20 protein-coding genes, 1 tRNA gene and 1 pseudogene are annotated in these 25,759 nt (G+C 73.4%); 16 read left to right on the top strand and 6 right to left on the bottom strand.

The features are described from left to right. Positions 1-39: 39 nt before the first annotated feature. A complete protein-coding gene (locus tag BIU98_RS08690) occupies positions 40-801 on the bottom strand; it encodes an LmeA family phospholipid-binding protein (RefSeq protein ID WP_071274896.1) in 762 nt (253 codons plus the stop codon). Between the two features lie 245 nt (positions 802-1,046). Beyond that, positions 1,047-2,711 (bottom strand): arginine--tRNA ligase, encoded by a 1,665-nt coding sequence (gene argS, locus BIU98_RS08685; protein WP_071274893.1) that lies wholly within the window; start codon positions 2,709-2,711, stop codon positions 1,047-1,049. 41 nt (positions 2,712-2,752) lie between these two features. Here argS and BIU98_RS08680 point away from each other — a divergent pair, with 41 nt between their 5' ends. From BIU98_RS08680 to BIU98_RS08660, 5 genes are all read left to right on the top strand, one after another. Further along, positions 2,753-3,358 (top strand): hypothetical protein, encoded by a 606-nt coding sequence (locus BIU98_RS08680; protein ID WP_071274890.1) that lies wholly within the window; start codon positions 2,753-2,755, stop codon positions 3,356-3,358. Between the two features lie 56 nt (positions 3,359-3,414). Beyond that, positions 3,415-3,486 (top strand) — tRNA-Arg (locus tag BIU98_RS08675). A 137-nt stretch (positions 3,487-3,623) separates the two neighbouring features. Further along, positions 3,624-4,682 carry a Gfo/Idh/MocA family protein gene (locus tag BIU98_RS08670; RefSeq protein ID WP_071274886.1) on the top strand — a complete coding sequence of 353 codons (1,059 nt, stop codon included), beginning with the start codon at positions 3,624-3,626 and terminating at the stop codon, positions 4,680-4,682. Between the two features lie 44 nt (positions 4,683-4,726). Further along, positions 4,727-8,680 (top strand): Pls/PosA family non-ribosomal peptide synthetase, encoded by a 3,954-nt coding sequence (locus BIU98_RS08665; protein WP_083393119.1) that lies wholly within the window; start codon positions 4,727-4,729, stop codon positions 8,678-8,680. A 17-nt stretch (positions 8,681-8,697) separates the two neighbouring features. Further along, positions 8,698-10,035: a M1 family metallopeptidase gene (locus BIU98_RS08660; RefSeq protein ID WP_071276350.1), complete on the top strand. Its 1,338-nt coding sequence runs from the start codon at positions 8,698-8,700 to the stop codon at positions 10,033-10,035. A 119-nt stretch (positions 10,036-10,154) separates the two neighbouring features. On the opposite strand, the pseudogene BIU98_RS19855 reads toward BIU98_RS08660, so the two are convergent. Continuing rightward, positions 10,155-10,610 (bottom strand): annotated as a pseudogene (locus BIU98_RS19855) (4'-phosphopantetheinyl transferase superfamily protein); the annotation flags it as partial. A gap of 116 nt (positions 10,611-10,726) precedes the next feature. Beyond that, positions 10,727-10,930: a hypothetical protein gene (locus BIU98_RS08655; protein ID WP_071274881.1), complete on the bottom strand. Its 204-nt coding sequence runs from the start codon at positions 10,928-10,930 to the stop codon at positions 10,727-10,729. A 217-nt stretch (positions 10,931-11,147) separates the two neighbouring features. Between BIU98_RS08655 and BIU98_RS19980 the strand changes: the two genes are divergently transcribed. The 5 genes from BIU98_RS19980 to BIU98_RS08630 all read left to right on the top strand — a co-directional run bounded on the left by BIU98_RS19980 (position 11,148) and on the right by BIU98_RS08630 (position 16,770). Beyond that, positions 11,148-13,154 carry a YgcG family protein gene (locus BIU98_RS19980; RefSeq protein WP_071274878.1) on the top strand — a complete coding sequence of 669 codons (2,007 nt, stop codon included), beginning with the start codon at positions 11,148-11,150 and terminating at the stop codon, positions 13,152-13,154. 83 nt (positions 13,155-13,237) lie between these two features. After that, positions 13,238-13,963 (top strand): PspA/IM30 family protein, encoded by a 726-nt coding sequence (locus tag BIU98_RS08645; RefSeq protein ID WP_071274875.1) that lies wholly within the window; start codon positions 13,238-13,240, stop codon positions 13,961-13,963. 87 nt (positions 13,964-14,050) lie between these two features. Beyond that, positions 14,051-14,872 (top strand): arginase family protein, encoded by an 822-nt coding sequence (locus BIU98_RS08640; RefSeq protein ID WP_071274872.1) that lies wholly within the window; start codon positions 14,051-14,053, stop codon positions 14,870-14,872. Positions 14,873-14,991: 119 nt separating this feature from the next. After that, entirely contained in the window at positions 14,992-16,410 is a 1,419-nt protein-coding gene (locus tag BIU98_RS08635) for an NAD(P)/FAD-dependent oxidoreductase (protein WP_071274869.1), read from the top strand. 3 nt (positions 16,411-16,413) lie between these two features. Further along, the gene (locus BIU98_RS08630; protein WP_071274866.1) at positions 16,414-16,770 is read left to right on the top strand and encodes a Fe-S oxidoreductase; all 357 of its coding nucleotides are present in this window, start codon (positions 16,414-16,416) and stop codon (positions 16,768-16,770) included. A gap of 724 nt (positions 16,771-17,494) precedes the next feature. On the opposite strand, the gene BIU98_RS08625 is transcribed toward BIU98_RS08630, so the two are convergent. Both BIU98_RS08625 and BIU98_RS08620 read right to left on the bottom strand, forming a co-directional pair. After that, entirely contained in the window at positions 17,495-18,313 is an 819-nt protein-coding gene (locus BIU98_RS08625; RefSeq protein ID WP_071274847.1) for an ABC transporter ATP-binding protein, read from the bottom strand. Positions 18,314-18,316: 3 nt separating this feature from the next. Then, positions 18,317-19,303: a siderophore-interacting protein gene (locus BIU98_RS08620; protein ID WP_254787833.1), complete on the bottom strand. Its 987-nt coding sequence runs from the start codon at positions 19,301-19,303 to the stop codon at positions 18,317-18,319. A 63-nt stretch (positions 19,304-19,366) separates the two neighbouring features. On the opposite strand from BIU98_RS08620, the gene BIU98_RS08615 reads away from it, so the two are divergent. The 6 genes from BIU98_RS08615 (at position 19,367) to BIU98_RS08590 (ending at position 25,372) form a co-directional block, all read left to right on the top strand. Continuing rightward, positions 19,367-20,320: an alpha/beta fold hydrolase gene (locus BIU98_RS08615; protein ID WP_071274844.1), complete on the top strand. Its 954-nt coding sequence runs from the start codon at positions 19,367-19,369 to the stop codon at positions 20,318-20,320. Positions 20,321-20,381: 61 nt separating this feature from the next. After that, entirely contained in the window at positions 20,382-21,929 is a 1,548-nt protein-coding gene (locus BIU98_RS08610) for an ABC transporter substrate-binding protein (protein ID WP_071274841.1), read from the top strand. Positions 21,930-21,976: 47 nt separating this feature from the next. After that, on the top strand, positions 21,977-22,927 hold the full coding sequence (locus BIU98_RS08605; RefSeq protein ID WP_071274838.1) for an ABC transporter permease: 951 nt from the start codon (positions 21,977-21,979) through the stop codon (positions 22,925-22,927). After that, the gene (locus BIU98_RS08600; RefSeq protein ID WP_071274835.1) at positions 22,927-23,814 is read left to right on the top strand and encodes an ABC transporter permease; all 888 of its coding nucleotides are present in this window, start codon (positions 22,927-22,929) and stop codon (positions 23,812-23,814) included. The genes BIU98_RS08605 and BIU98_RS08600 overlap by 1 nt, the downstream gene beginning before the upstream one ends. Next, positions 23,811-24,593, top strand: a complete 783-nt coding sequence (locus BIU98_RS08595) for an ABC transporter ATP-binding protein (RefSeq protein WP_071274832.1) — start codon at positions 23,811-23,813, stop codon at positions 24,591-24,593. Before BIU98_RS08600 ends, BIU98_RS08595 begins: the two co-directional genes overlap by 4 nt. Then, entirely contained in the window at positions 24,590-25,372 is a 783-nt protein-coding gene (locus BIU98_RS08590; RefSeq protein ID WP_083393117.1) for an ABC transporter ATP-binding protein, read from the top strand. Before BIU98_RS08595 ends, BIU98_RS08590 begins: the two co-directional genes overlap by 4 nt. Positions 25,373-25,759 lie beyond the last annotated feature (387 nt).

The following is a 25,759-nucleotide window of genomic DNA, read 5'->3' as shown; positions in this document are numbered from 1 at the left end:
CCTCCCGGCTCGTGTGACGCGACGTGTGCAGAACCCGCGTCAGCAGCGGCCGGTGGTCTGCAGGCCGCGCTCGCTCAGCGGGAGCTCGTCGGCGACGATCCGCACCGTCGCCTGCTGCTTCGTGACGTCGAGCGACCGCACGCGGAGGTCCTGGGGCAGGAACCGTGCCGTGCAGACCGGGACCGGCGTGTTCGTGACGCCGGGGATCGCGCCGACGTCCAGGTCGAGCGCCGAGTTCGTGATCCGCACGGTCTTCGGCGTGATCGTGATGCCGCGGCCGTCGCCCTGTGCGACGACCGACCCGCGTGCCAGGTAGGAGATCTGGTAGCCGAGCACGGCGGTCTTGCCGGAGAGCTCCACGCCGCCGTTCACCAGCGACATCCGTTCGAACAGGGGGCTGTACTTCGCCAGGTCCTTGATGCTCGACGAGGCGAGGGTGACCGTGCCGTCGACGTCGTGCACCGCACCGGCGCCGTCGATCGGGACGTCGTGCACCGTGACGTCGGCGGCGAGCGGGATGCCGTCCACGGTGATCCGCTTCGAGGCGATGTCGACGTCGTCGAGGGAGCCGCCGATGAGCTGCGGGATGATGACGCCCTTCGCGTGGGCCTCGACCGAGCCGGTGGTGCCGTCGGGCAGCGACTGCTCGACCTGCTGCGCGACCATCCGGTCGACGACGCCGCGGAGGACGAACTCGGCGACCACCACGAGCACGGCGAGCACCACCAGGACGCTGACCAGGACGATCGCCGTGGTGCGGCCGCGGTGTCGCTGCTTCGGGGCAGGGGCGGGTGTGGACATGCGTCCCACCCTGCCAGGGCCTGCCTGGGCCCACGCCGCCGGTTCCGGACCGGCGCGCCAGCGGCGGGCCGGCCGTGCCGGTGGGGAGAGGCTCGGTGCCGGCCCGGCAGGTCGGCGCGCGTCCGGCAGGTGGCGCGGTTCAGACCGGCGGCGCACAACGCAGATCGGCTCGGACCACGGACGTGCGTGGTCCGAGCCGATTCCAGTTGTGCCGCGTGGTGCGGATCGCGCTCCGTGCGCTCTCGCTACATGCGCTCGGGCGCGCTCACCCCGAGCAGGCCGAGACCGTTGCGCACGACCTGGCCGGTGGCGTCGTTGAGCCAGAGCCGCGTGCGGTGCAGGTCCGTCACGGTCTCGTCGCCGAGGGGCGTGACGCGGCAGGCGTCGTACCAGCGGTGGTAGAGCCCGGCGAGCTGCTCGATGAACCGGGCGATGCGGTGCGGCTCGCGCAGTTCGGCGGCGCGGCGGACGACGCTCGGGTACTCGGCCAGCGCGCCGAGGAGTGCGCCCTCGGTGTCGTGGGTGAGCAGCGAGGCGTCGAACACGGAGCGGTCGACCCCGGAGGCGGCGGCATTCCGGGCGACGGACTGCGTGCGGGCGTGGGCGTACTGCACGTAGAAGACGGGGTTGTCGTTCGTGCGCTTGGTCAGCAGGTCGAGGTCGATGTCGATCGCGGTGTCGCTGGCGAACCGGACGAGGGCGTACCGGCCGGCGTCGACCCCGACGGCGTCGACGAGGTCCTCCATCGTGACGATCGTGCCGGCGCGCTTGGACATGCGCATCGGCTCGCCGTCCTTGAGGAGGTTGACCATCTGGCCGATGAGGATCTCGAGGTTCGTGCCCGGCTCGTCACCGAAGGCGGCGCACATCGCCATCATCCGGCCGACGTAGCCGTGGTGGTCGGCACCGAGCATGATCAGGTTGCGCTCGTACCCGCGCTCACGCTTGTCGAGGTAGTACGCCAGGTCGCCGGCGATGTACGCGGGTTCGCCGTCGGACTTGATGACGACGCGGTCGCGGTCGTCGCCGAAGTCGGTCGTCCGGAGCCACTCGGCGCCCTCGGCCTCGTACATGTGGCCGTTCTCGCGGAGCCGTTCGATGGCGCGCTCGACGGCCTTGGACTCGTGCAGCGCGTTCTCGTGGAAGTAGACGTCGAAGTCGACGCCGAACTCGTGCAGCGACTGCTTGATGTCGGCGAACATGAAGTCCACGCCCTCGCGGCGGAAGAGCTCCTGGGCCTCGTCCCGCGGCAGGTCGTGCACGTCGCCGTCGAAGGTCGCGAGCACGCGGGCCGCGATCTCGGGGATGTACGCGCCGCCGTAGCCGTCCTCGGGGGTCGGCTCGCCGAGTGCCGAGGCGACGAGCGACCGGGCGAAGCGGTCGATCTGGCTGCCGTGGTCGTTGAAGTAGTACTCGCGGGTGACGAGGCCGCCCTGCGCCTGGAACACCCGGGCCAGGCTGTCGCCGACCGCTGCCCAGCGGACGCCGCCCATGTGGATCGGCCCCGTGGGGTTGGCCGACACGAACTCGAGGTCGATGCGCACGCCGTCGTAGAGGTCGCCGCGCCCGAAGGCCTCCCCGGACTCGACGATGGTGCGCGCGACCTCGCCGGCGGCGGCGGCCTCGAGCGTGATGTTGATGAAGCCGGGGCCCGCGATGTCGACGGAGTCCACGCCGTCGAGCTCGGTCAGCTCGCCGGCGATCTCCGTCGCGAGCTCGCGCGGGTTCGTGCCGAGGCGCTTCGCGAGCTGCATGGCCGCGTTCGACGCCCAGTCACCGTGGGCACGGTTCTTCGGGCGTTCCAGCGCGACGTGCGACTGCTCGACGGTCACGGTGTCCGCGGCCCCTCGTCGCTCGACGATCCCGGTCAGGATCGACAGGTACGCGGCGGAGAGTTCAGCAGGAGTCACGGCAGACGAGTCTACCGGGCGGCATGCAGCATCATGGCCGCATGACCTCCCGCCGATCCGCACGGGCCATCATCGTCGCCGCACTCGCCGTCCCGACCGCCCTGGTGCTCGCCGCCTGCGCCGGTGGTGGCGGCGACTCCCCGACGCGGTCGCCCGGTGCCACCGCGACCACGGGCACGATCGGCACGCCCGTCGAGCAACGCTGCGCGGAGCTGCTCCCCGAGTCCGCTCTGGCGGTGTACGGGCAGCGCTTCGAGCTGGACGCCGACGCCCGACCGGCAGCACGCTCCGCCGCCGCGACGATCGCCGAGCAGCGCGGCCGGGTGTGCGTGTTCCGGGAGGTCGCGGACCACTCGGTGACCATCACGCTCGCCGTCGCGCACCTGCCCGAGAAGTCCCTCACCACGCTCAAGGACGCCCTGTTCGAGCGCGGCGGCTCGGTGCCGACCTACACGGTGGAGGGGTACTTCGCGCTGACGGACGGCGTCGGACGCGCAGACGCCTTCCCGGACCCGTACTGGATCACGGCGTCCTCGTCCCTGTTCACCGAACCCGGGTCCGCCCAACCCGTGCTCGACGCCGCACGCCAGGCCGTCGCACCGGGGGCGACCACGCCCTCGACGCCGAGCGCGACCCCAGTCGGCTGAGCCGACGGCATGTGCCGAGGGCGTTCCCGGACCTGCTACGGTGGTTGTCACCCAGGGCCCCCATAGCTCAGGGGATAGAGCACTGCCCTCCGGAGGCAGGGGCGGAGGTTCGAATCCTCCTGGGGGCACAGTGACATTTCCGCGCAAGCTGACGTTCTCGCTGCGCTCGATCGGCAGCGCGCGATGTCGCGGCAGGCCGCGACTGATCCCCCGTGGTGCCGTCTTCGGCGAGCGTTCCGTTGTGCCACAGCGGTAGCTTCGGGGCATGACGATCTCGTTCCCGGAACCGGAAGTGGCGGCGCTGCGCGGGGGGCCGGTGCTCGGGTGGGGCGTCGTCGGGCCCGGGCAGATCGCCGACGACTTCACGAGCACCCTGCACGCCAACTCCGACCAGCGCGTCGTCGCCGTCGGCTCACGCTCCGCTGACCGCGCCGCCGCCTTCGCCGAACGCCACGGCATCGGCACCGCGCACGCCTCGTACGAAGCCCTCGTCGCCGACCCCGCCGTGCAGGTCGTCTACGTCGCCTCACCGCACCCGCAGCACCTCGAGCACGCCCTGCTCGCGATCGCCGCCGGCAAGCACGTCCTCGTCGAGAAGCCGATGACCACCTCCGAGGCCGACACCAGGACCCTCGCGTCCGCTGCCCGGGCCGCGGGCGTCCTCGCGATGGAGGCCATGTGGACCCGCTACCTGCCCGGCACCACGGTCATCGCGCGGCTCCTCGCCGACGGCGCCCTCGGGACCGTCCACCTGGCGGCCGTCGACGTCGGCTGGCCGCATCCGCTCCCCGTCGCAGGCGCCGCTCCGGACCGCATGTTCGACCCGGCGCAGGGCGGCGGCGCGCTCCTCGATGCCGGCGTCTACGCGCACTGGTTCGCCCGCTTCGCCACCGGCGCCCCGGTGACCAGCCGCACGACGGGAGTGGTCTCGGGTGGTGGGGTGGACCTCCAGTCCGTCACCGTGTCGACGTCCGCCGACGGCGCGCAGGCGGTCGCGACCACGTCGATCCGCGCGTGGACGCCGGGGCTGGCCACCATCGCGGGCAGCACCGCGACGGTCCGGTTCACCGACCACTTCGTGTTCCCGGCGTCGTTCGCGGTGCACCACGGGGCAGAGGCCGACCACTGGCAGGAACCGACCGGGCTGCAGGGGCGACAGGGACTCGTGTGGCAGGCGGCCGCGCTCACCCAGTACGTCGCGGAGGGGCGGACGGACTCCCCCGTGCACGGGCTCGACGTGTCGATCGGGATCGCGGCCTCGCTCGACGCGGCACGGGCGGCGCTCGACACCGCTGTTCCCGAGCAGGACACCTCGGCCCCCTAGGATCACGGGCCGGTCGTCCTGCACGCGACCGGGAAGAGGACTCGATGACCACCGCCACCGGGAACCCGCAGTCGGAACTGGCCCGTGGGGACGCCGCTCCCCCGGCCAGGACCCTCCTCGACGTCCTCACCGCCACCGCCGCGATGCACCCGGACGCGCTCGCGCTCGAGGACCCGGACGGCGCCCTCGACTACCGCTCGCTGCTCACCGAGGTGCACCGGCGGGCCGACGACCTCGCCCGCCGCGGCGTCCGTCGGGGCGACCGGGTCGGCATCCGCATCCCGTCCGGCGGCCGTGACCTGTACCTGTCGGTCCTCGCCGTGCTGGCGGCCGGCGCCGCGTACGTCCCGGTGGACGCGGACGACCCCGAGGAGCGCGCGACCCTGGTGTTCGGCGAGGCCGCGGTCGTCGGGGTGATCGGCGCCGGCGGCGTGCTGCGGACCCCCGCCGACACCGACACGGGCGGGGACGCCCCTGAGTCCCCGGTCGTCGACCCCGCGGCGAGCGCCGACCTCCCGACCCTGGACGACGACGCGTGGGTGATCTTCACGTCCGGCTCCACCGGGGTGCCGAAGGGCGTCGCGGTGACGCACCGATCCGCGGCGGCGTTCGTGGACGCCGAGGCGCGGATGTTCCTGCGGGGTGCGCCGATCGGTCCCGGCGACCGGGTCCTGGCAGGGCTGAGCGTCGCGTTCGACGCGTCGTGCGAGGAGATGTGGCTGGCGTGGGGGCACGGTGCGTGTCTGGTGCCGGCGCCCCGGTCGCTGGTGCGGACGGGGGTGGACCTGGGGCCGTGGTTGATCGTGCGCGGGATCACGGTGGTGTCGACGGTGCCGACGCTCGCGGCGCTGTGGCCGGACGACGCACTCGAGCAGGTGCGGTTGGTGATCTTCGGCGGTGAGGCGTGCCCGCCGGAGCTCGCGGCGCGGATCGCGAGTCGGGACCGGGAGGTGTGGAACACCTACGGGCCGACCGAGGCGACGGTGGTGGCGTGTGGGGCCCTCCTCGACGGGAGTGCTCCCGTGCGGATCGGGCTGCCGCTCGACGGGTGGGACCTGGCGGTCGTGGACGCCGCGGGGCAGCGGGTCGCGCCGGGTGAGGTCGGGGAGCTGGTCATCGGGGGTGTGGGGCTGGGGCGCTACCTCGACCCTGCGAAGGACGCGGTGAAGTACGCGGCGTTCCCGGAGCTCGGGTGGGAGCGGGCGTACCGGAGCGGGGACCTGGTGCGGTACGACCCCGAGGGGCTGGTGTTCCAGGGGCGTGCGGACGACCAGGTCAAGCTGGGTGGTCGGCGGATCGAGCTCGGGGAGGTCGACGCAGCGCTGCAGGCACTCGACGGTGTGGCCGGTGGGGCGGCCGTGGTGCAGCGGACGCCCGCGGGGAACCAGGTGCTCGTGGGCTACGTGGCCCCGGTCGCCGGGGCGTCGGTGGACGTGCAGGCGGCGAACGCCCGGCTGCGCGAGGAGCTGCCGGCCGCGCTCGTGCCCCTGCTCGCGGTGGTGGACGAGCTCCCGACCAGGACGTCGGGCAAAGTCGACCGTGCGGCGCTGCCGTGGCCGCTCGCGGCCGAGGACGGCGGTGCCGCGCTGCCGCCGACGGTGGCGTGGATCGCGGAGCGGTGGGCGGCGATCCTGGGCGTGCCCGTCGCGAGCCCGGACGACGACTTCTTCGCGCACGGGGGCGGGTCCCTGACGGCGGCGCAGCTGGTGTCGGCGATCCGGGAGCGCTACCCGACGACGACGGTCGCGGACGTGTACGACCACCCGAGGATCGGTGCGCTCGCGGACGCCCTCGACGCGTCGGGTCCGGTGGACGCGGCGGAGCGGGACGTGCGACCGACGCCGCGGACGACCGGGCTGGCGATGACGCTGCTCGGCCTCCCCGTGCAGCTGCTCCGGGGCCTGCGGGTCCTGACGTGGACGGCGCTCGTGGCGGGGGTCCTGCACGCGACGACGCTGCCGTTCCTGCCGGTGCTGCCCGTTCCGGCGCTCGTGGTGGCCCTGCTGGTGTTCGTCACCCCGGTGGGGAAGATGGCGCTGACGGTGGTGCTCGTGCGGCTGGTGCTCGTCGGCGTCCGTCCGGGTGACCATCCCCGTGGTGGTTCGGTGCACGTGCGGGTCTGGCTGGCGGAGCGGATCGCGGAGGCCGTGGACGGGCCCTCGACGGCCGGTGCCCCGTGGATCAGCTACTACGCCAGGGCGCTCGGTGCGACGATCGGTCGTGACGTGGACCTGCACACGCTGCCCCCGGTGACGGGGCTCCTGACGATCGGCAAGCAGGCCTCCGTCGAGCCGGAGGTCGACCTGGCCGGGCACTGGGTCGACGGTGACGTCTTCCGGCTCGGCCGCGTCGCGATCGGTGCGGACGCCGTGGTGCACAGCCGGTCGACGCTCCTGCCCGGTGCCGTGGTCGGCGACGGCGCCGAGGTCGAGGCCGGTTCCGCCGTCACCGGCGTCGTCGTCCCCCGCGAGCGCTGGGCGGGGTCACCGGCGGAGCGCGTGGGCTCGGCTCGGCACGGCCGGGAGGCTCGTCCCGCGTCCCGGCGCCGCTGGCTCGTCGCGTACGGGGCCGGTTCCGTCGCCGTGGCCGGGCTGCCTGTGCTAGGCGTGGCGGCTGGGCTGCTCGTGAGCGTCCTGCTGGTGGGGCGCGCGCCGACGCTCGGCACCGCGCTGGTGCGGGCCCTCGTGTCGGTGCCGCTCGCCACCCTGGTCGCCGGCCTCGTGTACGCGGGGCTCGTCGTCGCCGTGGTCCGGCTGCTCGGCATCGCGCTCGACGAGGGACGGCACCCGGTGCGCTCCCGGATCGGCTGGCAGGCCTGGTGCACGGAACGGGTGCTCGACGCGGCCAGGACGCTGCTGTTCCCGCTGTACGCGAGCCTGGTGACGCCGCTGTGGCTCCGGCTGCTGGGGGCACGGGTCGGGCGGAACACGGAGATCTCCACGGTGCTGCTGCTGCCGTCGCTGACGCAGATCGCGTCGGGGGCGTTCCTGGCGGACGACACGATGGTCGCCACGTACGAGCTCGGTGGCGGACGCATGACGATCGGTCGGTCGAAGATCGGGCGTCGGGCGTTCCTCGGCAACAGCGGGATGACGGGTGCCGGGCGCTCGGTGCCGCGCGAGGCCCTGGTCGCCGTGCTGTCCGCCGTCCCGAGGAAGGCCAAGCGCGGGTCGTCGTGGCTCGGGTCGCCCCCGGTGCGGCTGCGGCGTGCGGCGACGACCTTCGACGAGGAGCGCACGTTCCGGCCCCCGCGTCGACTGCGGGTCGCCCGCGGCTGCTGGGAGCTGCTGCGCCTGGTCGCCCCGATGGTGTCCGGCGCGATCGCCCTCGGTGTCGGCGGGACCCTGCTGGCGCTGTGGTCGTCGGTCGGACTCGGCTGGACGGTGCTCCTCGCCGCGGTGGTCCTCGTCGTCGCCGGTGCGGTCGCCGCCCTGGTGTCGACGGTGGCGAAGTGGGTGTTCGTCGGGCGCATCACCGCCAGGGAGCACCCGCTGTGGTCGTCGTTCGTCTGGCGGAACGAGGTGCAGGACACCTTCGTGGAGACCGTCGCGCGGCCGTGGTTCGCCGAGCAGGCCGTCGCCACGCCGGCGCTCGCCGCCTGGCTGCGGAGCCTCGGGGCGCGGATCGGCCGCGGGGTGTGGTGCGAGACGTACTGGCTGCCGGAGGCCGACCTGGTCAGCATCGGCGACGGTGCGACGATCGCCCGCGGGACCGTCGTGCAGACGCACCTGTTCCACGACCGCGTGATGCAGCTCGACCACGTCCGACTCGAGCGCGGTGGCACCCTCGGCCCGCACAGCGTCATCCTGCCGGCCGCCGGGATCGGTGCCGGCGCGACCGTGGCTCCGGCGTCCCTGGTGATGCGCGGCGAGCAGGTCCCCGGCGGCACCCGGTGGGCCGGCAACCCGATCGCCCCGTGGGTCGTGCCCGAGGACGGCGTCTCCCGGACAGCGGAACCGGTCGCCGCCGGGTCGGTGCCGCACCCCGTGACAGACTGACCGGCACCGTGAAGCCGATGAACCCCGCACCGACCGAGCACGCCGACGCCGACCCGTACACCCCGCACGACGGCGACCGACGGTGGCGGGCCTCGCACTACGAGCTCCGGCTGGACTACCGGGTGGCGACGAACCGGCTCGAGGCCGAGGCGACGATCACCGCGACCGCCGTCACCGCCCTCGACAAGGTCGTGCTCGACCTGCACGGCCTCGGCGTGGACCGGGTCGACGTCGACGGGCAGCGGGCACGCAAGGCGTCGACGGCCGTGCACAAGCTGACGGTCACCCCGGCGACGCCGATCGCCGCCGGTGCCGAGTTCACGATGCACGTCCGGTACAAGGGCGCCCCGCGTCCGCTCCGCAGCCCGTGGGGCCAGATCGGCTGGGAGGAGCTCACCGACGGCGTCATCGTCGCGTCCCAGCCCACCGGCGCCCCGTCCTGGTTCCCGTGCAACGACCGCCCGGACGACAAGGCCACCTACCGCTTCGAGATCACCTGCGAGTCCGGCTACGACGTCGTCGCGAACGGCGAGCTGCTCGCCAAGGAGCGCGCCGGCCGCGGCACCCGGTGGACGTACGCCACGACCGACCCGATGGCGACGTACCTGGCGACCGTGCAGATCGGCCGCTACCGCACCCACACGCTCCGCGGCGCCGACGTCCCCGTCACGGTGCACCACCCCGCCGACCTCACCGCCGCCGCGAAGACCGACTTCGGCCAGGTGCCGGAGATGCTCACGCTGTTCACCGACCGGTTCGGCCCGTACCCGTTCCCCGCGTACGGCGTGGTCGTCACCGACGACGAGCTCGAGATCCCCCTCGAGGCCCACGGGCTCGCCGTCTTCGGCCGCAACCACGTCGACGGCGAGCACGGCACCGACCGGCTCATCGCCCACGAGCTCGCGCACCAGTGGTTCGGCAACTCGGTGACGCTCGGGCGCTGGCGGGACATCTGGCTGCACGAGGGCTTCGCCTGCCACGCCGAGTGGCTGTGGTCGGAGCACCGCGGCGGCGACACGGCGGACGACCTGGCAGCGCGGGCACGAGCGGGCCTGCTCGACCAGCCCGAGGACCTCGTCGTCGCCGACCCCGGCCCGGCGGACCTGTTCGACGACCGGGTCTACAAGCGCGGCGCCCTCGCCCTGCACACCCTCCGGCGGACGGTCGGCGACGACGCCTTCTTCGCCGGGCTCCGTACCGTCACCGACCGGCACCGTCACGGCACGGTCACGCCCGAGGACGTGCACGACGCCTTCGCGGACGCGGCCGACCGCAGCGCGACCGAGATCGCGGCCGTGCTGGCGCCCTGGATCGACGAGCCGGGCGTCCCGGAACTGCCGACGCGCCAGCGCTGACGCTGACGCTGGTCGTCGAGCACGATCCGCTCGGTGTCGGTCGCCACGGCCAGCACGAGGTCGTCGTCGAGGTGCAGCACCCGCACCCGGTGCACGGCGCCGTCGAGCACGGCGGTGCCCGCGTCGAGGTCGACGTCGACGGACGCCGGGTCGACACGGAGCCCGCGGCCGTCCCGCTTCAGCACGGCCTCCTTCGCCGCCCAGCACGCCGCGAGTCGGGCGGGGTCGGCGCCGTACCGCTCGTGTTCCCCCGGCGTGGACGCGTCGAGCGGCGCCGCGGCCACCCGGCTGACGCGCTCGACGTCGACGCCGAGGCCGACGGGCCCCACGGCGAGGGCGAGCACCCCGAGAGTCCGCGACAGGCTGACGCCGACGGCGACGGCGTGCACCGTCGCCCAGGGCTGACCGTGCGCGTCGCTGCCGCAGTGCGCACACCGGCGGCCGACGGCGGTGGAGGCGGGGTCCGCTCGGGTGACGTCCGCGACGGAGGCGAGGAGGGCCTCCCGGTCAGCTGCACGGGACCCACCAGGGTGCGCGAGGCGCACCGTCACGGCCTGGAGGCTCGGCTCACCCATCCCTGCAGCGTACGTGGGCAGGGGGTCGGTCTCGTCCGCAGACGCACACGAGGCGCCGCCATCGCTGGCGGCGCCTCGTGTCGGGCACGGTGCCTCGGGTGCACCGTGGGTGTCCGTCAGGCGTGCGTGAGTGCGATCAGTGCCACGTTCATCGTGGAGTACTGGCCCTCGGACCGCGTGGCCTGACGGACACGTCCCCGCAGGACCTCGTACCGGCCGTTGTGCTCACGCACGAAGCCGATCACGCCGCTCGCCGGTGTCGACACCCGGTGGAAGCCGTCCTCCAGCGGGACGACCTCGGTGTTCATCGTTCGTTCCATTGCTGACCCCTTTCGTCGTCGAAACGGTCACTTGCGCCGATGGTACCCCTCGTCGGGGGACAGATCCCGTCCCCCGGTGCAGTCTGTCCACAGGTCGCGGTGGTTCTGGGGGAACGCGTGCGCTGCCTGGATACACTTCGGGCGACGGCGCTCCCTCCGCGGCACACCGGGCCTCCCGGGTCGCGGGCGCGGGCGCTGCCGGACGGACGGAGAACGGATGCGAGCGGTCCAACGTGGATCGGACACCAGGCGGTCGAGCACGGACAGGGGGACGTCCGGGCGGTGGGCGGCGCGCGTCGCCGCGGCGCTCGTCGCGGCGTTCCTGGTCGTGGCACCGGCGACGGCAGCGCAGGCGACCGCACCGGTCGACCTCGGCGGCGCCTACGTCCTCGACGATGCCGACGCCCTGACCGGAGCGCAACAGGCCTCGGTGGAACGCGCGGTCCGGGACCTGGCCGACCAGACCGACACGCAGCTCTACGTCGTGTTCGTGCCGGAGTTCACCGACCCGACCGACCACACGGCCTGGGGCGACGCGACGATGTCGCAGAACCAGATCGACTCGAACGGCATCCTGCTCTCCATCGCGACGCAGGCGCGCACGTACGACGTCCAGCAGACCAACGAGACCTCGATCACCTCCTCGGACGTGCAGTCCGCGGTGAACGACGACCTCATCCCGAAGCTGCGGAACGACGACTGGGCCGGTGCGGCCACCGCGTTCGCCACCGGGCTCAACGACAGCCAGAAGCCGGCCGACCTGACGGGGCTCTGGATCGCGCTGCTCGTCCTCGTGGTCGCGGTCGTCGTCGTGGTGCTCGTCATCCGCCGCCGGAACCTCCGCCGCCGGGCCGAGGCAGCCCGGGCGCAGGAAGCCTCCCTCGCCGACCTCGAACGCACCGCCGGCGGGGCACTCGTCACCATCGACGACGAGCTCCGCACCGCTGAGCAAGAGGTCGGCTTCGCCACCGCGCAGTTCGGCGCCGACGCTGCCGAACCGTTCGCGAAGGCCGTCGCCGCCGCCAAGAAGGACGTCCGCCGGGCGTTCACCTTCCAGCAGCAGCTCGACGACGAGGTCCCCGACTCCCCGCAGCAGCGTGCCGAGTGGTCGAACCAGATCATCCAGATCTGCGAGCAGGCCCACGCGTCCATCGAGCAGCAGACGGAGTCGTTCGACCAGCTCCGTTCGCTCGAGGACGGCGTCGAGGGCGCCGCGTCGGCACTCGGCGACGCCGTCCGGGCAGCCCCGGCCGAGCTCGCCGCTGCCGCCACCGCCCTCGACCGCGTCCGCGCGGCCTACGGCGGGCGCACCCTGGCGTCCGTCGCCGACGCCGTGGACCAGGCGCACCAGGTCCTGACGTTCGCCACGGAACGCTCCCAGGCCGCCGACGCCGCGATCGCCAGCGGCGACAAGGGCCAGGCCGTGGTCGCCGTCCGCGACGCCCAGCACGCCCTGGCCCAGGTCCAGCAGCTGACGGCCAGCGCCACCGGCGCCGAGACCACCTTCCGCGAAGCGTCCGCCCGCGTCGAGGCCATGCGCCTCGACATCCAGGGCGACGTCGCCGCGGCACGCGCCATGCGGACGACCACCCCCGAGCTCGCCTCCGCGGTGGTGACCGCCGAGACGGTCCTCCGCGAACGCCTCGACCCGAAGGACCCGATCGCCGCGGTCGATGCCCTCACCCGTGCGAACACCGAGATCGACGCGGCCCTGGCGTCCGCACGCACCGCGCAGGAGCAGCAGCAGCGCGCGCAGCAGGCCCTGAATGCCGCCCTCCGCGACGCCCGCACCCGGATCAGCCAGGCGCGCGAGTTCATCTCGCTGCGCCGCGGCGGTGTCGGTCCCACGGCCCGCACCCGCCTGTCCGAGGCCGAGCGCGCGCTCGACGACGCCGTGCAGCTCGCCACCCACGACCCGCAACAGGCCCTTCAGGCCGCCCGTGCGGCGGAGCAGTACGCGGCCGCCGCCATGGACGAAGCCGGCAACGACATGGGCGGCTGGCCCGGCGCGGGCGGCGGCGGCAACGGCGCCCAGCTCGGCGGCCTCGTCACCGGCATCGTGCTCGGCGGACTCCTCGGAGGACGCGGCGGCAGCTACGGCGGCGGCTCGTTCGGCGGGGGCGGCTTCGGCGGCGGCGGCGGCGGCTTCGGCGGGGGCGGAGGCTTCGGCGGAGGTGGCGGCGGCGGGGGCGGCGGCGGCTTCTCCGGCGGCGGCCGGTTCTGACCCAGCAGCGCTCGTCCGGCTCCCCCGGCTCCCCCGGCTCCCCCACGAACACCCAGCAGACCACCCCAGGAAAGGGAACAGCAATGGCAAAGCAGTCCATCTTCGGTCGCATCTCCGGACTCGTCCGGGCGAACGTCAACCAGCTCATCGACAACGCGGAAGACCCGCAGATGATGCTCGACCAGCTCGTGCGCGACTACACGAACAACATCGCCGACGCCAAGAGCGCCATCGCGCAGACCATCGGCAACCTCCGCCTGCTCGAGCAGGACAACGAGGAGGACGTCCGCGCGGCGCAGGAGTGGGGCCAGAAGGCCGCGAACGCGTCCGTCGCCGCCGACAAGTACCGCGCCGAGGGCAAGTCCGCCGACGCCGACAAGTTCGACAACCTCGCCAAGATCGCCATCGGCAAGCAGATCGCCGCCGAGCAAGAGGTCAAGGACAACGCGTCACCGCTCGCCACGCAGAACGAGCAGGTCGACAAGCTCAAGCAGGGCCTCGCCGGCATGGAGCAGAAGCTCGAGGAGCTCAAGGCCAAGCGCAACAGCCTGGTCGCGCGCGCCAAGACCGCCGAGGCCCAGTCCAAGGTCAACGACGCCGTCGGCAACATCGACGTCACCGACCCGACGAGTGACCTCGCACGCTTCGAGGAGAAGGTCCGTCGCGAAGAGGCCAAGGTCATCGGCCAGCAGGAGCTGCAGGCGTCGAGCCTCGACGCCCAGTTCGAGAGCCTCGAGGACGTCGGCCGCGACGCCGAGGTCGAGGCCCGTCTCGCCGCGCTGAAGTCGGGCGGCTCCTCGACGATCTAGTCGAGACCGGCCGGCCGATCTCGACGGATCGGCCAGTCTGAGCGCAACATCCGCGACGACGCCGGACCCGCCTGACAGGATGAGGACATGCAGTTCCTCGTCGTCGGTCAGTGGCAGGGTTCGGCGTCGTCGCGTGCGATGCGCCTCGGCGACGGCGCGTCCGCGATCGCAGCCGACCTCCCCCGTGCCGCCACCACCGTCGTCGACGTCCCGGTCGGAGCGGGTGACCGCCTCGAGACCGCCGTCGCCCGGTACACCTCGGTCCTGCAGGTCGCGGACCGTGTCGCGCAGGAGATCGCCATCGCCACCGAGCCGGTGCTCGTCATCGGCGGGGACGGCGCCAGTGCCCTCGGCGGCAGCGTCGCACTCGGACCGGGCACCGCCTTCGTGCGCATCTCCGGCTCCAGCGGGTACCGTCCGCTCAACCGTGCGCAGCCCATCGCCGCCGAGACCGCGGCGCTCCGGCTGCTGGTCGACCGCCCGGCCGACCTCTTCCCCGACCTGCCGTCCGTGGCCGCCGGGTCGGTCGTCCTCGCCGGCACCCGCGGGGTCGAGGACGCCGAGGTGAACGCCGTCACCCGCGCGGGGATCCGCCACCTCGACGTCGACGCCGCGACCCCCGAGGCCCTCGCCGCGGCGGTCGAGGCCACCGGAGCGGACTCCGTCTACGTGCACGCCGACCTCGACGTCCTCGACCCGTCCGAGGTCGACGGCCTGCTCGAACCCGTGCCGTTCGGTCTCGACGGCGCCGGGCTCGTCGAGCGGATCCACGCGGCGACCCGCGGCCGTCGGCTCGTCGGTGCGGCGATCACCGGCTTCGCCCCGGTCGACCCGGACCGAGCAGTCGACGACATGGGCGTCATCCTGCGGGCAGTCGGCGCACTGTCGGCCGCCTCCCGCGTGTCCTGAGGCTCCAGCCCGCTCCTCCCTGCCCCTGACCACCCCTGCCTGCTCCTGCCCACCTCTGACCACCACCGGGGCACAGACCGCTCGGCGCGGCTCATGCCGGCCCGCGTACGCTCGGCGACATGACGGACTACGACCTCATCGTGATCGGAGCCGGCGCTGTCGGCGAGAACGTGGCGGACTACGCCCACAAGCGCGGCCTGTCGGTCGCCGTGGTGGAGGCGGAGCTCGTCGGCGGCGAGTGCTCCTACTGGGCGTGCATGCCCTCGAAGGCGCTCCTCCGCAGTGGCCACGCCCTGGCAGCGGCCCGGCGGCTCGACGGCGCGAAGCAGGCCGTGACCGGGACGCTCGACGCCGCCGCCGTGCTGGCCCGTCGCACCTCGTTCACGAGCGACTGGGACGACAGCAGCCAGGTCGCCTGGCTCGAGTCCGCCGACATCGCCCTGCTCCGTGGCCACGCCCGGATCACCGGCCCGAAGACGCTCGAGGTCACCGGCCCCGACGGCCAGGTCGAGACCCACACCGCCCGCGCGGCCGTCGCGGTCGTCACCGGCTCGCTGCACACCCTGCCGCCCATCGACGGCCTCGCCGACGCGAAGCCGTGGGGCACCCGCGAGGGCACCAGCGCCCGCCAGGTCCCCGAGAGCCTCATGGTCATCGGCGGCGGCGTCGCCGGCTCCGAGCTCGCCACCGCCTGGGCCTCGCTCGGCGCGAAGGTCACGCTCGTGGCCCGCCACGGCCTGCTCGGCGGCATGGAGCCGTTCGCCGGGGAGCTCGTCGCCGACGCGATGCGCGAGGCCGGCATCGACGTCCGCACCGGCGTCAACCCGACCCGCGTCGACCGCGACGAGCACGGCCTGGTCACGACGACCCTCGACGACGGCACCACCGTCATCACGAGCGAGGTCCTCGCCGCCACCGGCCGCGCCGCCCACACGAAGGACCTCGGCCTCGACACCGTCGGACTGACCGCGGGCGACTGGCTCGACGTCGACGACACCATGCTCGTCACCGGCACCGACTGGCTCTACGCCGTCGGTGACGTGAACCACCGCGTCCTCCTCACGCACCAGGGCAAGTACCAGGCCCGCGCCGCCGGTGAGGCCATCGCCGCCCGCTTCCAGGGCACGCCGCTGCACACCGAGCCGTGGGGCGCGCACGTCGCGACCGCCGACCACGCCGCCGCCCCGCAGGTCACCTTCACCGACCCCGAGGTCGCCAGCGTCGGCCTCACCGAGGAGAAGGCCAAGCAGCAGGGACTCAACGTCCGCGTCGTCGAGTACGAACTCGGCAGCATCGCCGGCGCCGCACTGCAGGCGGACGGCTACGTCGGCCGCGCGAACATGGTCGTGGACGAGGACCGCAAGGTCGTCGTCGGCATGACCTTCGTCGGCCAGGACGTCGCCGAGATGCTGCAGGGCGCGACCATCGCCGTCGTCGGCGAGGTCCCGATCGACCGCCTGTGGCACGCCGTCCCCGCCTACCCGACGATGAACGAGATCTGGCTGCGACTGCTCGAGACCTACGGCCGCCCGGAGTAGCGGGTGCGCAACCCCCTGCTCGACTCCCCCATCTCCCGGGTCGGTTGGCTGTTCGGCACGCTCGTCGGCCTCGCCGTCGGACTGCCCCTGTCCACCGGCCCGGTCCGGGTCGTCGACGGGCTGATCGTCTGCACGGGGCTGCCGCGCTGGGTGTTCCGGCGCGGCGGCACCTGCGTCGGGTCCGTCTACCTGACACGGGACAACGACGGCCCCCGGGTGCTCCGCCACGAGCGGGTGCACGTGGCGCAGTGGCGGCGGTACGGCATGCTCATGCCCGTGCTCTATGCCGCCGCCGGCCGGGACCCCCTGCGCAACCGCTTCGAGGTCGAGGCCGGCCTCGAGGACGGCGGCTACCGCTGAGGTCGCACTTCGTGTCGGCTCGGTGCCGCCCGACCCGACACCAAGTGCGACTTCACCGCCGTTCCGCGCCACCCGTCGGACTGGAGGCTCGTGGCGGCCCCGCCCCGCGCCTCCCGTCCGCCGACTGGTCACGACACCCCGACGGCGCACCGCCGACCGGCCACGGCCCGTCGGCCGGGGGCCTCCCGGCCGACAGGACGCGACCACTCGCGGAACGTGAGCGGGGAGTCGTGACCAGTCAGGCCCGGTGAGGTCGCAGTTCGGGTCGGCTCGCGCCAGCCGACCCGACACGAGGTGTGACCTCACCGCCGTTCCGCGCCTCCCGTCCGCCGAGCGGTCACGATACCCCGCCAGCGCACCGCCGACCGGCCACGAACCGTCGGCCGGCGGCCTCCCGGCCGACGGAACGCGACCACTCACCGAACGTGAGCGGGGAGTCGTGACCAGTCGGGCCCGGTGAGGTCGCAGTTCGTATCGGCTCGGCGCCAGCCGACCCGACGCCAAGTGCGACTTCACCGCACGCACCGGACTGGAGGCTCGTCACGGCCCCGCACCGCGCCTCCCGTCCGCCGAGTGGTCACGACACCCCGACGGTGCACCGCCGACCGGTCACGGCCTGTCGGCCGGCGGCCTCCCGGCCGACGGAACGCGACCACTCGCGGAACGTGAGCGGGGAGTCGTGACCAGTCGAGCCCGGCCCGACCTCAGCGGGCCCGGCGCGACCTCAGCGCGCGCGGCGAGGCACCACGAGGGGCGTGCCGGTCTCGGGGTCGGGGACGACGACGCAGGGCAGGCCGAAGACCTCCTCGACGAGGTCGGCCGTCAGCACCGCGGCCGGCGGGCCCTGCGCCACGATGGAGCCCTCGCGCATCGCGATGACGTGGGTCGCGTACCGCGCTGCCTGGTTCAGGTCGTGCAGGACCGCGACGACCGTGCGACCGGCCGCGTGCAGCGCTGCCGCGAGTTCGAGCACGTCGTACTGGTGCGCGATGTCGAGGAACGTCGTGGGCTCGTCGAGCAGCACGATGTCGGTCTCCTGCGCCAGGACCATCGCGATCCAGACGCGCTGCCGCTGCCCGCCGGAGAGCTCGTCGACGCCGCGGTCCGCGAGCCCCACCGTGTCGGTCTGCGCCAACGCCAGCTGCACGGCGGCACGGTCGGACCCTGAGGACGGGTGGAACAGGTCCTGGTGCGGGAAGCGTCCCCGGGTCACGAGGTCGCGGACGGTGATGCCGTCGGGGGCGATCGGCGTCTGCGGGAGCATCGCCACGCGGCGCGCGACGGCCTTCGGGCGGTACGACCCGAGCGGGGCGCCGTCGAGGAACACGGTGCCGGCGCTCGGCTTCAGCGTGCGCGCGAAGGCCTTCAGCAGCGTGGACTTGCCGCACGCGTTCGGGCCGACGATGACGGTGAGCTCCCCGTCGGGCACGTCGACGTCGAGACCCTGCACCACGACGCGGTCGTCGTAGGCGAGCGTCAGGCCGCGGGCACCGAGCGCCGTCGTGGGGACGGCGCCGACGGCGGGCGCGACGGGAGCGGACACGTGCTAGTTCTCGGCCTTGCCGTGTCGCCAGTAGCCCATGAAGGCGACCTGCTTGCGGTCGAGCCCGACACCGCGCACCAGATGGCGGCGGAGCTCCTTGATGCAGGCGGCCTCGCCCGCGATCCAGGCGTACACCGGGCGGTGCGAATCGGCGGTGGGGACGTCCCAGAGCGTCTGGTGGTCGACGTCCACGTCCGCGAGCTCCACGTCGGCGACGTCCACCCCGGCGACTGACGCCCCCGCGACGTCCACCCCGGCGACGGACGCCCCGGCGACCGCCGCCCCGGCGACCGGCGCGAGACCCGACGTCGACAGGGGCGCCACGGCGGTCGACGCCCACGCGTGCACGTGGTCGGTCATCCGGACCCCGTGCGAGGCACCGTTGCGGGCGATCCAACGGACCTCGACCCCGGCGGGCGCGGTCACGGGCAGCCGGTCGGCGTCGGTCGGGACCTCGATGAAGACGTGTCCGACGGTGGTGACGTCGAGCGCCTCGAGGATGGCGCAGATGGCCGGCGCGGCGGTCTCGTCGCCGGCGAGCAGGATCCGGTTCGCCGCACCCGGGGCGAACTCGGCAGCACCCGAGGGCAGTTCGTCCGGGGAGGACGGCACGGCGGGTCCGACGATGCGGAGCTCGTCGCCGACGCGGCACCCGGCGACCCAGCGGGACGCGGGGCCGGTGTCACCGTGGGCGACGAAGTCGATGTCGAGCTCGTGGGCGTCGGGGCGGAAGGACCGGACGGTGTAGGTGCGGAGCGGGTTCCGCGTGTCGTCGGGAAGCGCGCGCCAGGCGGCGTACCAGTCCTCGCCGTCGGGCAGGTCGGTGAACCCGTGTCCGGGGATCGGCAGGACGACCTTGATCCGCTGGTCGAGCCCGACCGAGGAGAACGCGCCGAGCTCGTCGCCGGTCAGCGTCACCCGGACGAAGTGGGGCGTGAGCGAGGACACGGCTGCCACGCGGACGGAGAACACACGGTACCGGGCTGCCACAGGAGAAGTATGGCATGCCTTACCTAAGCCGACCAGGGAAACCAACGGTGCGAGACTGACCCCGTGCACGAGGACGACGACGAGTTCCGGGACCTGGCCGACCTGGCCCGCGCGAGCGGCGTGGCGGAGCCGCTCCGAGCCTCCCGGCAGGAGATCCCGGCCACGCCGGGACCCGACGGCCACGGCGCCGTCTCCGCGATCCGCTGGCAGGACCCAACGGACACCGGACGGGAGGCCCGGGTCGTCTACCTGCACGGGCTCGGCATCGACGCCCACAGCTTCGACCAGACGGCGATCGCCGTCGGCGAGCCCGCGGTCGCGCTCGACCTGCCCGGCCACGGCCGGTCGGCGTGGCGTGACGACGCCGACTACGCGGCGTCCGCGACCGCGCCGGCGGTGCTCGCCGCGCTCGACGCGCTGGCGGTGCCGCCCGGCGTGCTCGTGGGGCACTCGCTCGGCGCGATCCTGGCGGCCCGGATCGCGGCGACGGCGCCGGAGCGCGTGACCGGCCTGGTGCTGGTCGACATGTCGCCGGACTTCGCCCAGCGCGCCGTGGACCGGATCGCCCGGGCGCTGGAGTCCGAACCGCCGTTCGAGGACCTCGACGAGGTGGTCGACCGGGCGATCGAGGCCAGGGTCGGGGACGACCGCCAGGTCCTCCTGCGCGAGGCCCGGCACACCACACGGCTCGGCGCTGACGGCCGACTGGTCCGCCGCCACCACTTCCCGCACCTGCCTGCTGGACGGACCTCGTCGGTCGGACGCTTCGCGGACGCGTGGCCGGACCTGGAGTCGCTCGACGTGCCGGTCCTGCTCGTCCGCGGTGACCGTGGCTACGTCTCCCCGAGGCTCGTCACGACCTTCGCCGACCGGCTGCCGGCAGCGACGATCGTCACGGTGGAGGCACGGCACGCCGTCCAGACGCAGGCGCCGCTCGACCTGGCGGCCGCCATCCGGGAATGGGGCGTCCGTAACGAATTGTTGTACGGCGTCGAACAGCGCTCGGAGCGCCGGTAGATTCTTCCGAGCGCGCGCGACGACCGTCGCTCCCCGTGCGCCCGGAAGGAACACACCACCCATGCGCCCCTCCCTCCCCCGCGTCGGTCGGCAGCACGTCCGTCGCTCGGTCCTCGCCGCGACCGCGATCGCCGTGGCGGCGACCATCGCCCTCGCCGGGTGCACCGGCTCGACCACGCCCACGGGCGGCGCCGACGCGACCGTTCGGGTCGGGCTGGTCCTCGAACCGACGAGCCTCGACATCCGGACGCAGTCCGGGGCGGCGCTCGACCAGGTCCTGATCGACAACGTCTACCAGGGACTCGTCGGCCGGACTCCGACGGGCGGGATCCGCGACGTGCTGGCGGCGGAGCACGAGGTCTCCGACGACGGCCGGACGTACACGTTCACGCTGCGCAAGGGCATCACGTTCCAGGACGGCAAGCCGGTCACCGCCGCCGACGTCGTCTGGTCGCTCGAGCAGGTCAAGGGCAACGACTCCTACGTCGACTCGGCCAAGCTCGCCGGCGTCAGCGCCATCTCGTCACCGTCGTCCGACACCGTCGTGCTGACACTGGCGAAGCCGGACTCCGACCTGCTGTTCAACCTGACCGGTCGCGCCGGGCTCGTGCTCGAGAAGGCCGCGAAGAACGACCTGTCCGACAGCGCGAACGGCACCGGTCCCTTCGAGGTCACGAACTGGAAGCAGGGCGACTCGCTGACGTTCACCCGGAACGCGGACTACTGGGGCACGAAGGCGAAGGTCAAGACGATCGTCTTCCGCTACATCACCGACCCGTCCACGGCCGTCAACGCCATGGCGAACGGCGACGTCGACGTGTTGAACCCCGTCGACGGCACGCTGAAGAGCCAGTTGCAGGGCAACCAGGACATCGCGCTGCACGCCGGCAAGACGACCGACAAGTACACGCTGGCGTTCAACGACGCCAAGGCACCCTTCACCGACAAGCGGGTCCGCCAGGCGATCCGGCAGGCCATCGACCCGAAGGCGCTCATCAAGGCCATCGGCGGCACGGGCGTCGAGCAGGGCGGCCCGATCCCGGAGCTCGACCCCGGGTACGAGGACCTCACCGACATCGACGCGTACGACCCGTCGAACGCGAAGAAGCTCCTCGCCGCGGCCGACGCGTCGGACCTGAAGCTCACCCTGACCTACGCGAACGTCTACCCGGCGACGATCGGCGACGTGCTGAAGTCCCAGCTCGCCGACGTCGGCATCACCCTGACGGTCAAGCGCGTCGACTTCGCCACCTGGCTGTCGTCGGTGTTCCAGGCGCCGAAGTCCGGCGTCCGCGACTTCGACCTGTCGATGGTCGACCACGTCGAGGCCCGCGACTTCGGCAACTGGGCGAACCCGGACTACTACTTCGGGTACGACAACGCCCGGGTGCAGGCGCTCTACGCCGAGTCCGTCGCGACGACGTCCGCGTCCGAGAAGGCGGCAGCGCTCAAGAAGGCCGCGCGGATCGTCAGCGAGGACGCGGCCGGCGAGTGGCTGTACACCGCGACGGAGATCACGGCGATCCGGAAGGGCGTCACCGGGTTCCCGTACGACGGCGGCAACTCGCGGCTCGACCTGTCGGGGCTCGCCGTGGCGCAGGGCAACTAGCATCGTCTCGTGACCCGGTCCCCTCGTCCCGACGAAGCGCGGGTGCCGTGACCCGGTTCCTCATCGGGCGGGTGCTGCTCCTCGTCGTCGGCCTGCTCGTGGCGAGCGTCATCATCTTCGCCACGCTCCGCGTGCTGCCCGGCGACGTCGCCCAGGTCGTCGCGGGCACCCAGTCGACGCCGGCGCAGGTCGAGGAGCTCCGTCGGCAGCTCGGCCTCGACCGCCCCGTCGTCCTGCAGTACCTCGACTGGATCGGCGGTGTCGTCACCGGCGACCTCGGCCGATCCCTCGTGACGAACGGTGCCGTGGGCCCGGAGATCGCCGCGAAGCTCGGTGTGACGCTGCCGCTCGCGGGCATGTCGCTCGCCGCGGCGCTCGTGCTCGGGGTCCCGCTCGGGGTCCTCGCCGCGGTGCTCCGGCGCCGTGCGGGCGGGGCGGTCATCGCGTTCGTGGCCCAGGCCGTCGCCGCGGTCCCGGTCGTCTGGGCCGGCATGCTCCTCGTCGCGCTGTTCGCCGTGACGCTGCACTGGCTGCCGACGCAGGGCTTCCCGCTCGACGGCTGGTCGGAACCCGGGCGGGCGGCCTCGTCGCTCGTGCTGCCGGCGCTGACGATCGGCGCCGTCGAGGGTGCCGTGATCCTCCGCTTCACCCGGTCGGCGACGCTCTCCGTGCTCGACGCCGACCACCTCCGCACCGCTGCCGCCGTCGGGCTCACGCGCACCCAGGCGCTGCTCCGGCACGGACTCGGGTCGGTGGCGTTGACCGTGCTCGCGGTCCTCGGTGTGCAGATCGCCGGGCTCCTGGTCGGCGCGGTCGTCGTCGAGCAGCTGTTCTCGCTGCCCGGGGTCGGACGGATGCTCGTCACCGACGTCGGCCGCCGTGACGTCACGAAGGTGCAGTCGGAGCTGCTCGTGCTCACCGGCCTCGTGCTGCTCGTCGGCTTCGCGGTCGACGTCGTGCACCGCGCGCTCGACCCCCGGCAGCGGGAGGCCACCTGATGCCCGGAGCCAGCATCCGCCGACTCCTCAGCCGCCCCACCGGGGTCTTCGCCGTGGTCGTCCTCGGGCTCCTCGTGGTGCTCGCCGCCGTGTCGCTCGTGTGGACACCGCAGGACCCGTTCCGCGCCGACCCGTTCCACCAGTGGGACCCGCCGAGCGCCGCGCACTGGTTCGGCACCGACGGCATCGGCCGCGACATCGCCAGCTACCTGCTCGCGGGCACCAGGACGACGGTGCTCGTCGCGGTCGGCTCCGGGGTCATCGCGAGCGTGGTCGGCATCGTGCTCACCGCGATCGGGTCGCTCACCGCCCGCTGGGTCCGCGAGGGCACGGCCGTGCTCCTCGACATCCTCGTCGCGTTCCCCACGCTGCTGACGGCGATGCTCCTCACCGCGGTGTTCGGCGGTTCGCTCGGCGTGGTGATCGTGTCCGTCGGGCTGGCGTTCGGCGTGACCATCGCCCGGGTCGCCCGCGGGGAGATCCGCCGCATCGCCAGGAGCGACTACGTCACCGCTGCCCGGGCCTCCGGCGTCGGACCCGGCGGGGTGCTGCTGCGCCACCTGGTGCCGAACGCGGCGCCGCTGTTCACCGTGCAGCTCTCGCTCGCGATGGCCACGGCGGTCCTCGCCGAGGCGGGGCTCTCGTACCTCGGCTACGGCGCGGGATCGGGCACGGCGTCGTGGGGCACCCTGCTGTCCGACCTGCAGACCTACATCGGCGTGCACCCGTGGAGCGCGACCTGGCCGGGCGCCGCGATCGCCCTGGTCGTGATGGCGCTCTCGCTGCTCGGGGACGCCATCCGCGACGCCTCCGACCCGCGGCTGACGACCGGCGACCGAGCGAGCGACACCGCGCGCACCGCCGACGTGCCGGGGGTGACCGCATGACCGCCGCAGCGACCGGACTCGAGGTGCGTGGCCTGTCGGTCCGGATCGCGGGGCGGACGGTCCTCGACGACGTGACGTTCACCGTGCCTCCCGGCGGTCGTGTCGGCGTGATCGGCGCGTCCGGTTCCGGGAAGTCGATGACCTCCCTGGCCCTGATGGGGCTGGAACCGACCGGCGCCGACGTGACGGGGTCGGTGCAACTCGACGGCGAGGAGCTGCTCGGACTGCCGGACCGGGCACGCGCGGCGTACCGCGGGGCGCGCATCGGGATGGTGTTCCAGGAGCCGGGCACGGCCCTCGACCCCCTGCGCCGTGTCGGCCGGCAGATCGCGGAACCGCTCCGGCTGCACCGCGGACTCGACCGGCGGACGGCGGACGCGGCGGCGCTCGAGCTCGCCGTGGCGGTCGGGCTGCCCGACCCGGAGTCCCTGCTGCGCCAGTGGCCGCATCAGCTCTCCGGTGGGCAGCGGCAGCGGATCTGCATCGCGATGGCGATGGCCGGGTCGCCGGAGCTCATCGTCGCGGACGAACCCACCACGGCGCTCGACGTCACGACCGAGGCGCGGATCCTCGACCTGCTCCGCGGCCTCGACGTGTCGCTGCTGTTCGTCACGCACGACCTGGCGGTGCTCGCGCAGATCGCCGACTCCGTCGTCGTGCTCGACGCCGGGCGCGTGGTCGAGGCCGGTTCCGTCGCCGACCTGCTCGCCCGGCCGCAGCACCCCACCACGCGGGCGCTCGTCGAGGCAGCCCGCGCCACCGCCAGGAGGACCCCGTGACCGACGCCCTCACCGCCGTCGGCCTGCACCGGACGTACCGACTCCCCCGCCGCGGCCCCTTCGAGCCCGGGCCCGTCCGTACCGCCGTGGACGGCGTCGACCTGGTGGTCCCGGCCGGTTCCCGGCTCGGGGTCATCGGGGAGTCCGGGTCCGGCAAGTCGACCCTGGTCCGGCTCCTCGCCGGCCTGGAGGCCCCTACCGCAGGCACCGTGACCGCCGCCGGTCGTCCGGTGGTCGCGTCCGCCTCCGCTGCCGCGATGCGGTGGTTCCGGCGGGAGACCGGGGTGGTGTTCCAGGATCCCTACGCGTCGCTCGACCCGAGGATGCGCGTCGGGCAGATCGTCGAGGAGCCGCTGCGGGCGATGCGGGTGCCTGGGCAGCACCCTTCACTCGTTGCGTCGGCACTCGAGCGCGTTGACCTGCCCCCGGACGCGGTGGACCGGTACCCGCACGAGTTCTCCGGCGGGCAGCGACAGCGCATCGCGATCGCGCGGGCGATCGTGCACGGGCCGCGGATCCTGTTCGGGGACGAGCCGATGAGCGCCCTCGACGTGGTCGTGCGCGCGCGGGTGATCGAGCTGTTCCAGTCGCTGGCGTCGGAGCTCGGCCTGACGATCGTGCTCGTGTCGCACGACATCGGCGTGGTGCAGCGGCTGTGCGACACCGTCGCGGTGATGTCGGCCGGGCGCATCGTCGAGCACGGACCGGTGTCCCTGCTCGATGCGCCGGTGCACCCCTTGACGCGGGCCCTGGTGGAGGCGGCGCCGACGCTGCCGTAGGGCGCCTGGCTGGCGGGGTCGTGGCCCGCTTCCGATTCGATGCGACACCGTCGAGGTCGTACGACAGCGACGATGTCGTTCCGAGTCAGGCGCGGCAGGACCCTCGCGACCGCGTGTGGCTCGCGCGACAACCTCGATGTCGTACGACCTCGATGGTGTCGCGCGGGCGGGTCAGGTCGGGTCGTTGCGGGTCGGTCGAGTCATGCGCACGCAAGTTCCGACACCGCACGAGTCGAACGACGCACGCCGTGTCGCTCGATGCAGGCACATCTCCCGCGTCCGCATGGTCCGACACCGCACGAGTCGTTCGTCGGCTGTCGTGTCGGAACATGCACGCACATCTGCTGCGTCCGCCTGTTGCGACACCGTCGAGGTCGTACGACAGCG

This window comes from Curtobacterium sp. MMLR14_010, assembly GCF_001865015.1.
Classification (GTDB): Bacteria; Actinomycetota; Actinomycetes; order Actinomycetales; family Microbacteriaceae; genus Curtobacterium.
This window is presented reverse-complemented; position numbering and strand designations above follow the sequence as displayed.

Excerpts from the sequence above, each read along its gene's own strand:
- BIU98_RS08690 (WP_071274896.1), bottom strand. The coding sequence starts at position 801 with ATGTCCACACCCGCCCCTGCCCCGAAGCAGCGACACCGCGGCCGCACC.
- BIU98_RS08680 (WP_071274890.1), top strand. The coding sequence starts at position 2,753 with ATGACCTCCCGCCGATCCGCACGGGCCATCATCGTCGCCGCACTCGCC.
- BIU98_RS08670 (WP_071274886.1), top strand. The coding sequence starts at position 3,624 with ATGACGATCTCGTTCCCGGAACCGGAAGTGGCGGCGCTGCGCGGGGGG.
- BIU98_RS08665 (WP_083393119.1), top strand. The coding sequence starts at position 4,727 with ATGACCACCGCCACCGGGAACCCGCAGTCGGAACTGGCCCGTGGGGAC.
- BIU98_RS08660 (WP_071276350.1), top strand. The coding sequence starts at position 8,698 with ATGAACCCCGCACCGACCGAGCACGCCGACGCCGACCCGTACACCCCG.
- BIU98_RS08655 (WP_071274881.1), bottom strand. The coding sequence starts at position 10,930 with ATGGAACGAACGATGAACACCGAGGTCGTCCCGCTGGAGGACGGCTTC.
- BIU98_RS19980 (WP_071274878.1), top strand. The coding sequence starts at position 11,148 with ATGCGAGCGGTCCAACGTGGATCGGACACCAGGCGGTCGAGCACGGAC.
- BIU98_RS08645 (WP_071274875.1), top strand. The coding sequence starts at position 13,238 with ATGGCAAAGCAGTCCATCTTCGGTCGCATCTCCGGACTCGTCCGGGCG.
- BIU98_RS08640 (WP_071274872.1), top strand. The coding sequence starts at position 14,051 with ATGCAGTTCCTCGTCGTCGGTCAGTGGCAGGGTTCGGCGTCGTCGCGT.
- BIU98_RS08635 (WP_071274869.1), top strand. The coding sequence starts at position 14,992 with ATGACGGACTACGACCTCATCGTGATCGGAGCCGGCGCTGTCGGCGAG.
- BIU98_RS08610 (WP_071274841.1), top strand. The coding sequence starts at position 20,382 with ATGCGCCCCTCCCTCCCCCGCGTCGGTCGGCAGCACGTCCGTCGCTCG.
- BIU98_RS08600 (WP_071274835.1), top strand. The coding sequence starts at position 22,927 with ATGCCCGGAGCCAGCATCCGCCGACTCCTCAGCCGCCCCACCGGGGTC.
- BIU98_RS08595 (WP_071274832.1), top strand. The coding sequence starts at position 23,811 with ATGACCGCCGCAGCGACCGGACTCGAGGTGCGTGGCCTGTCGGTCCGG.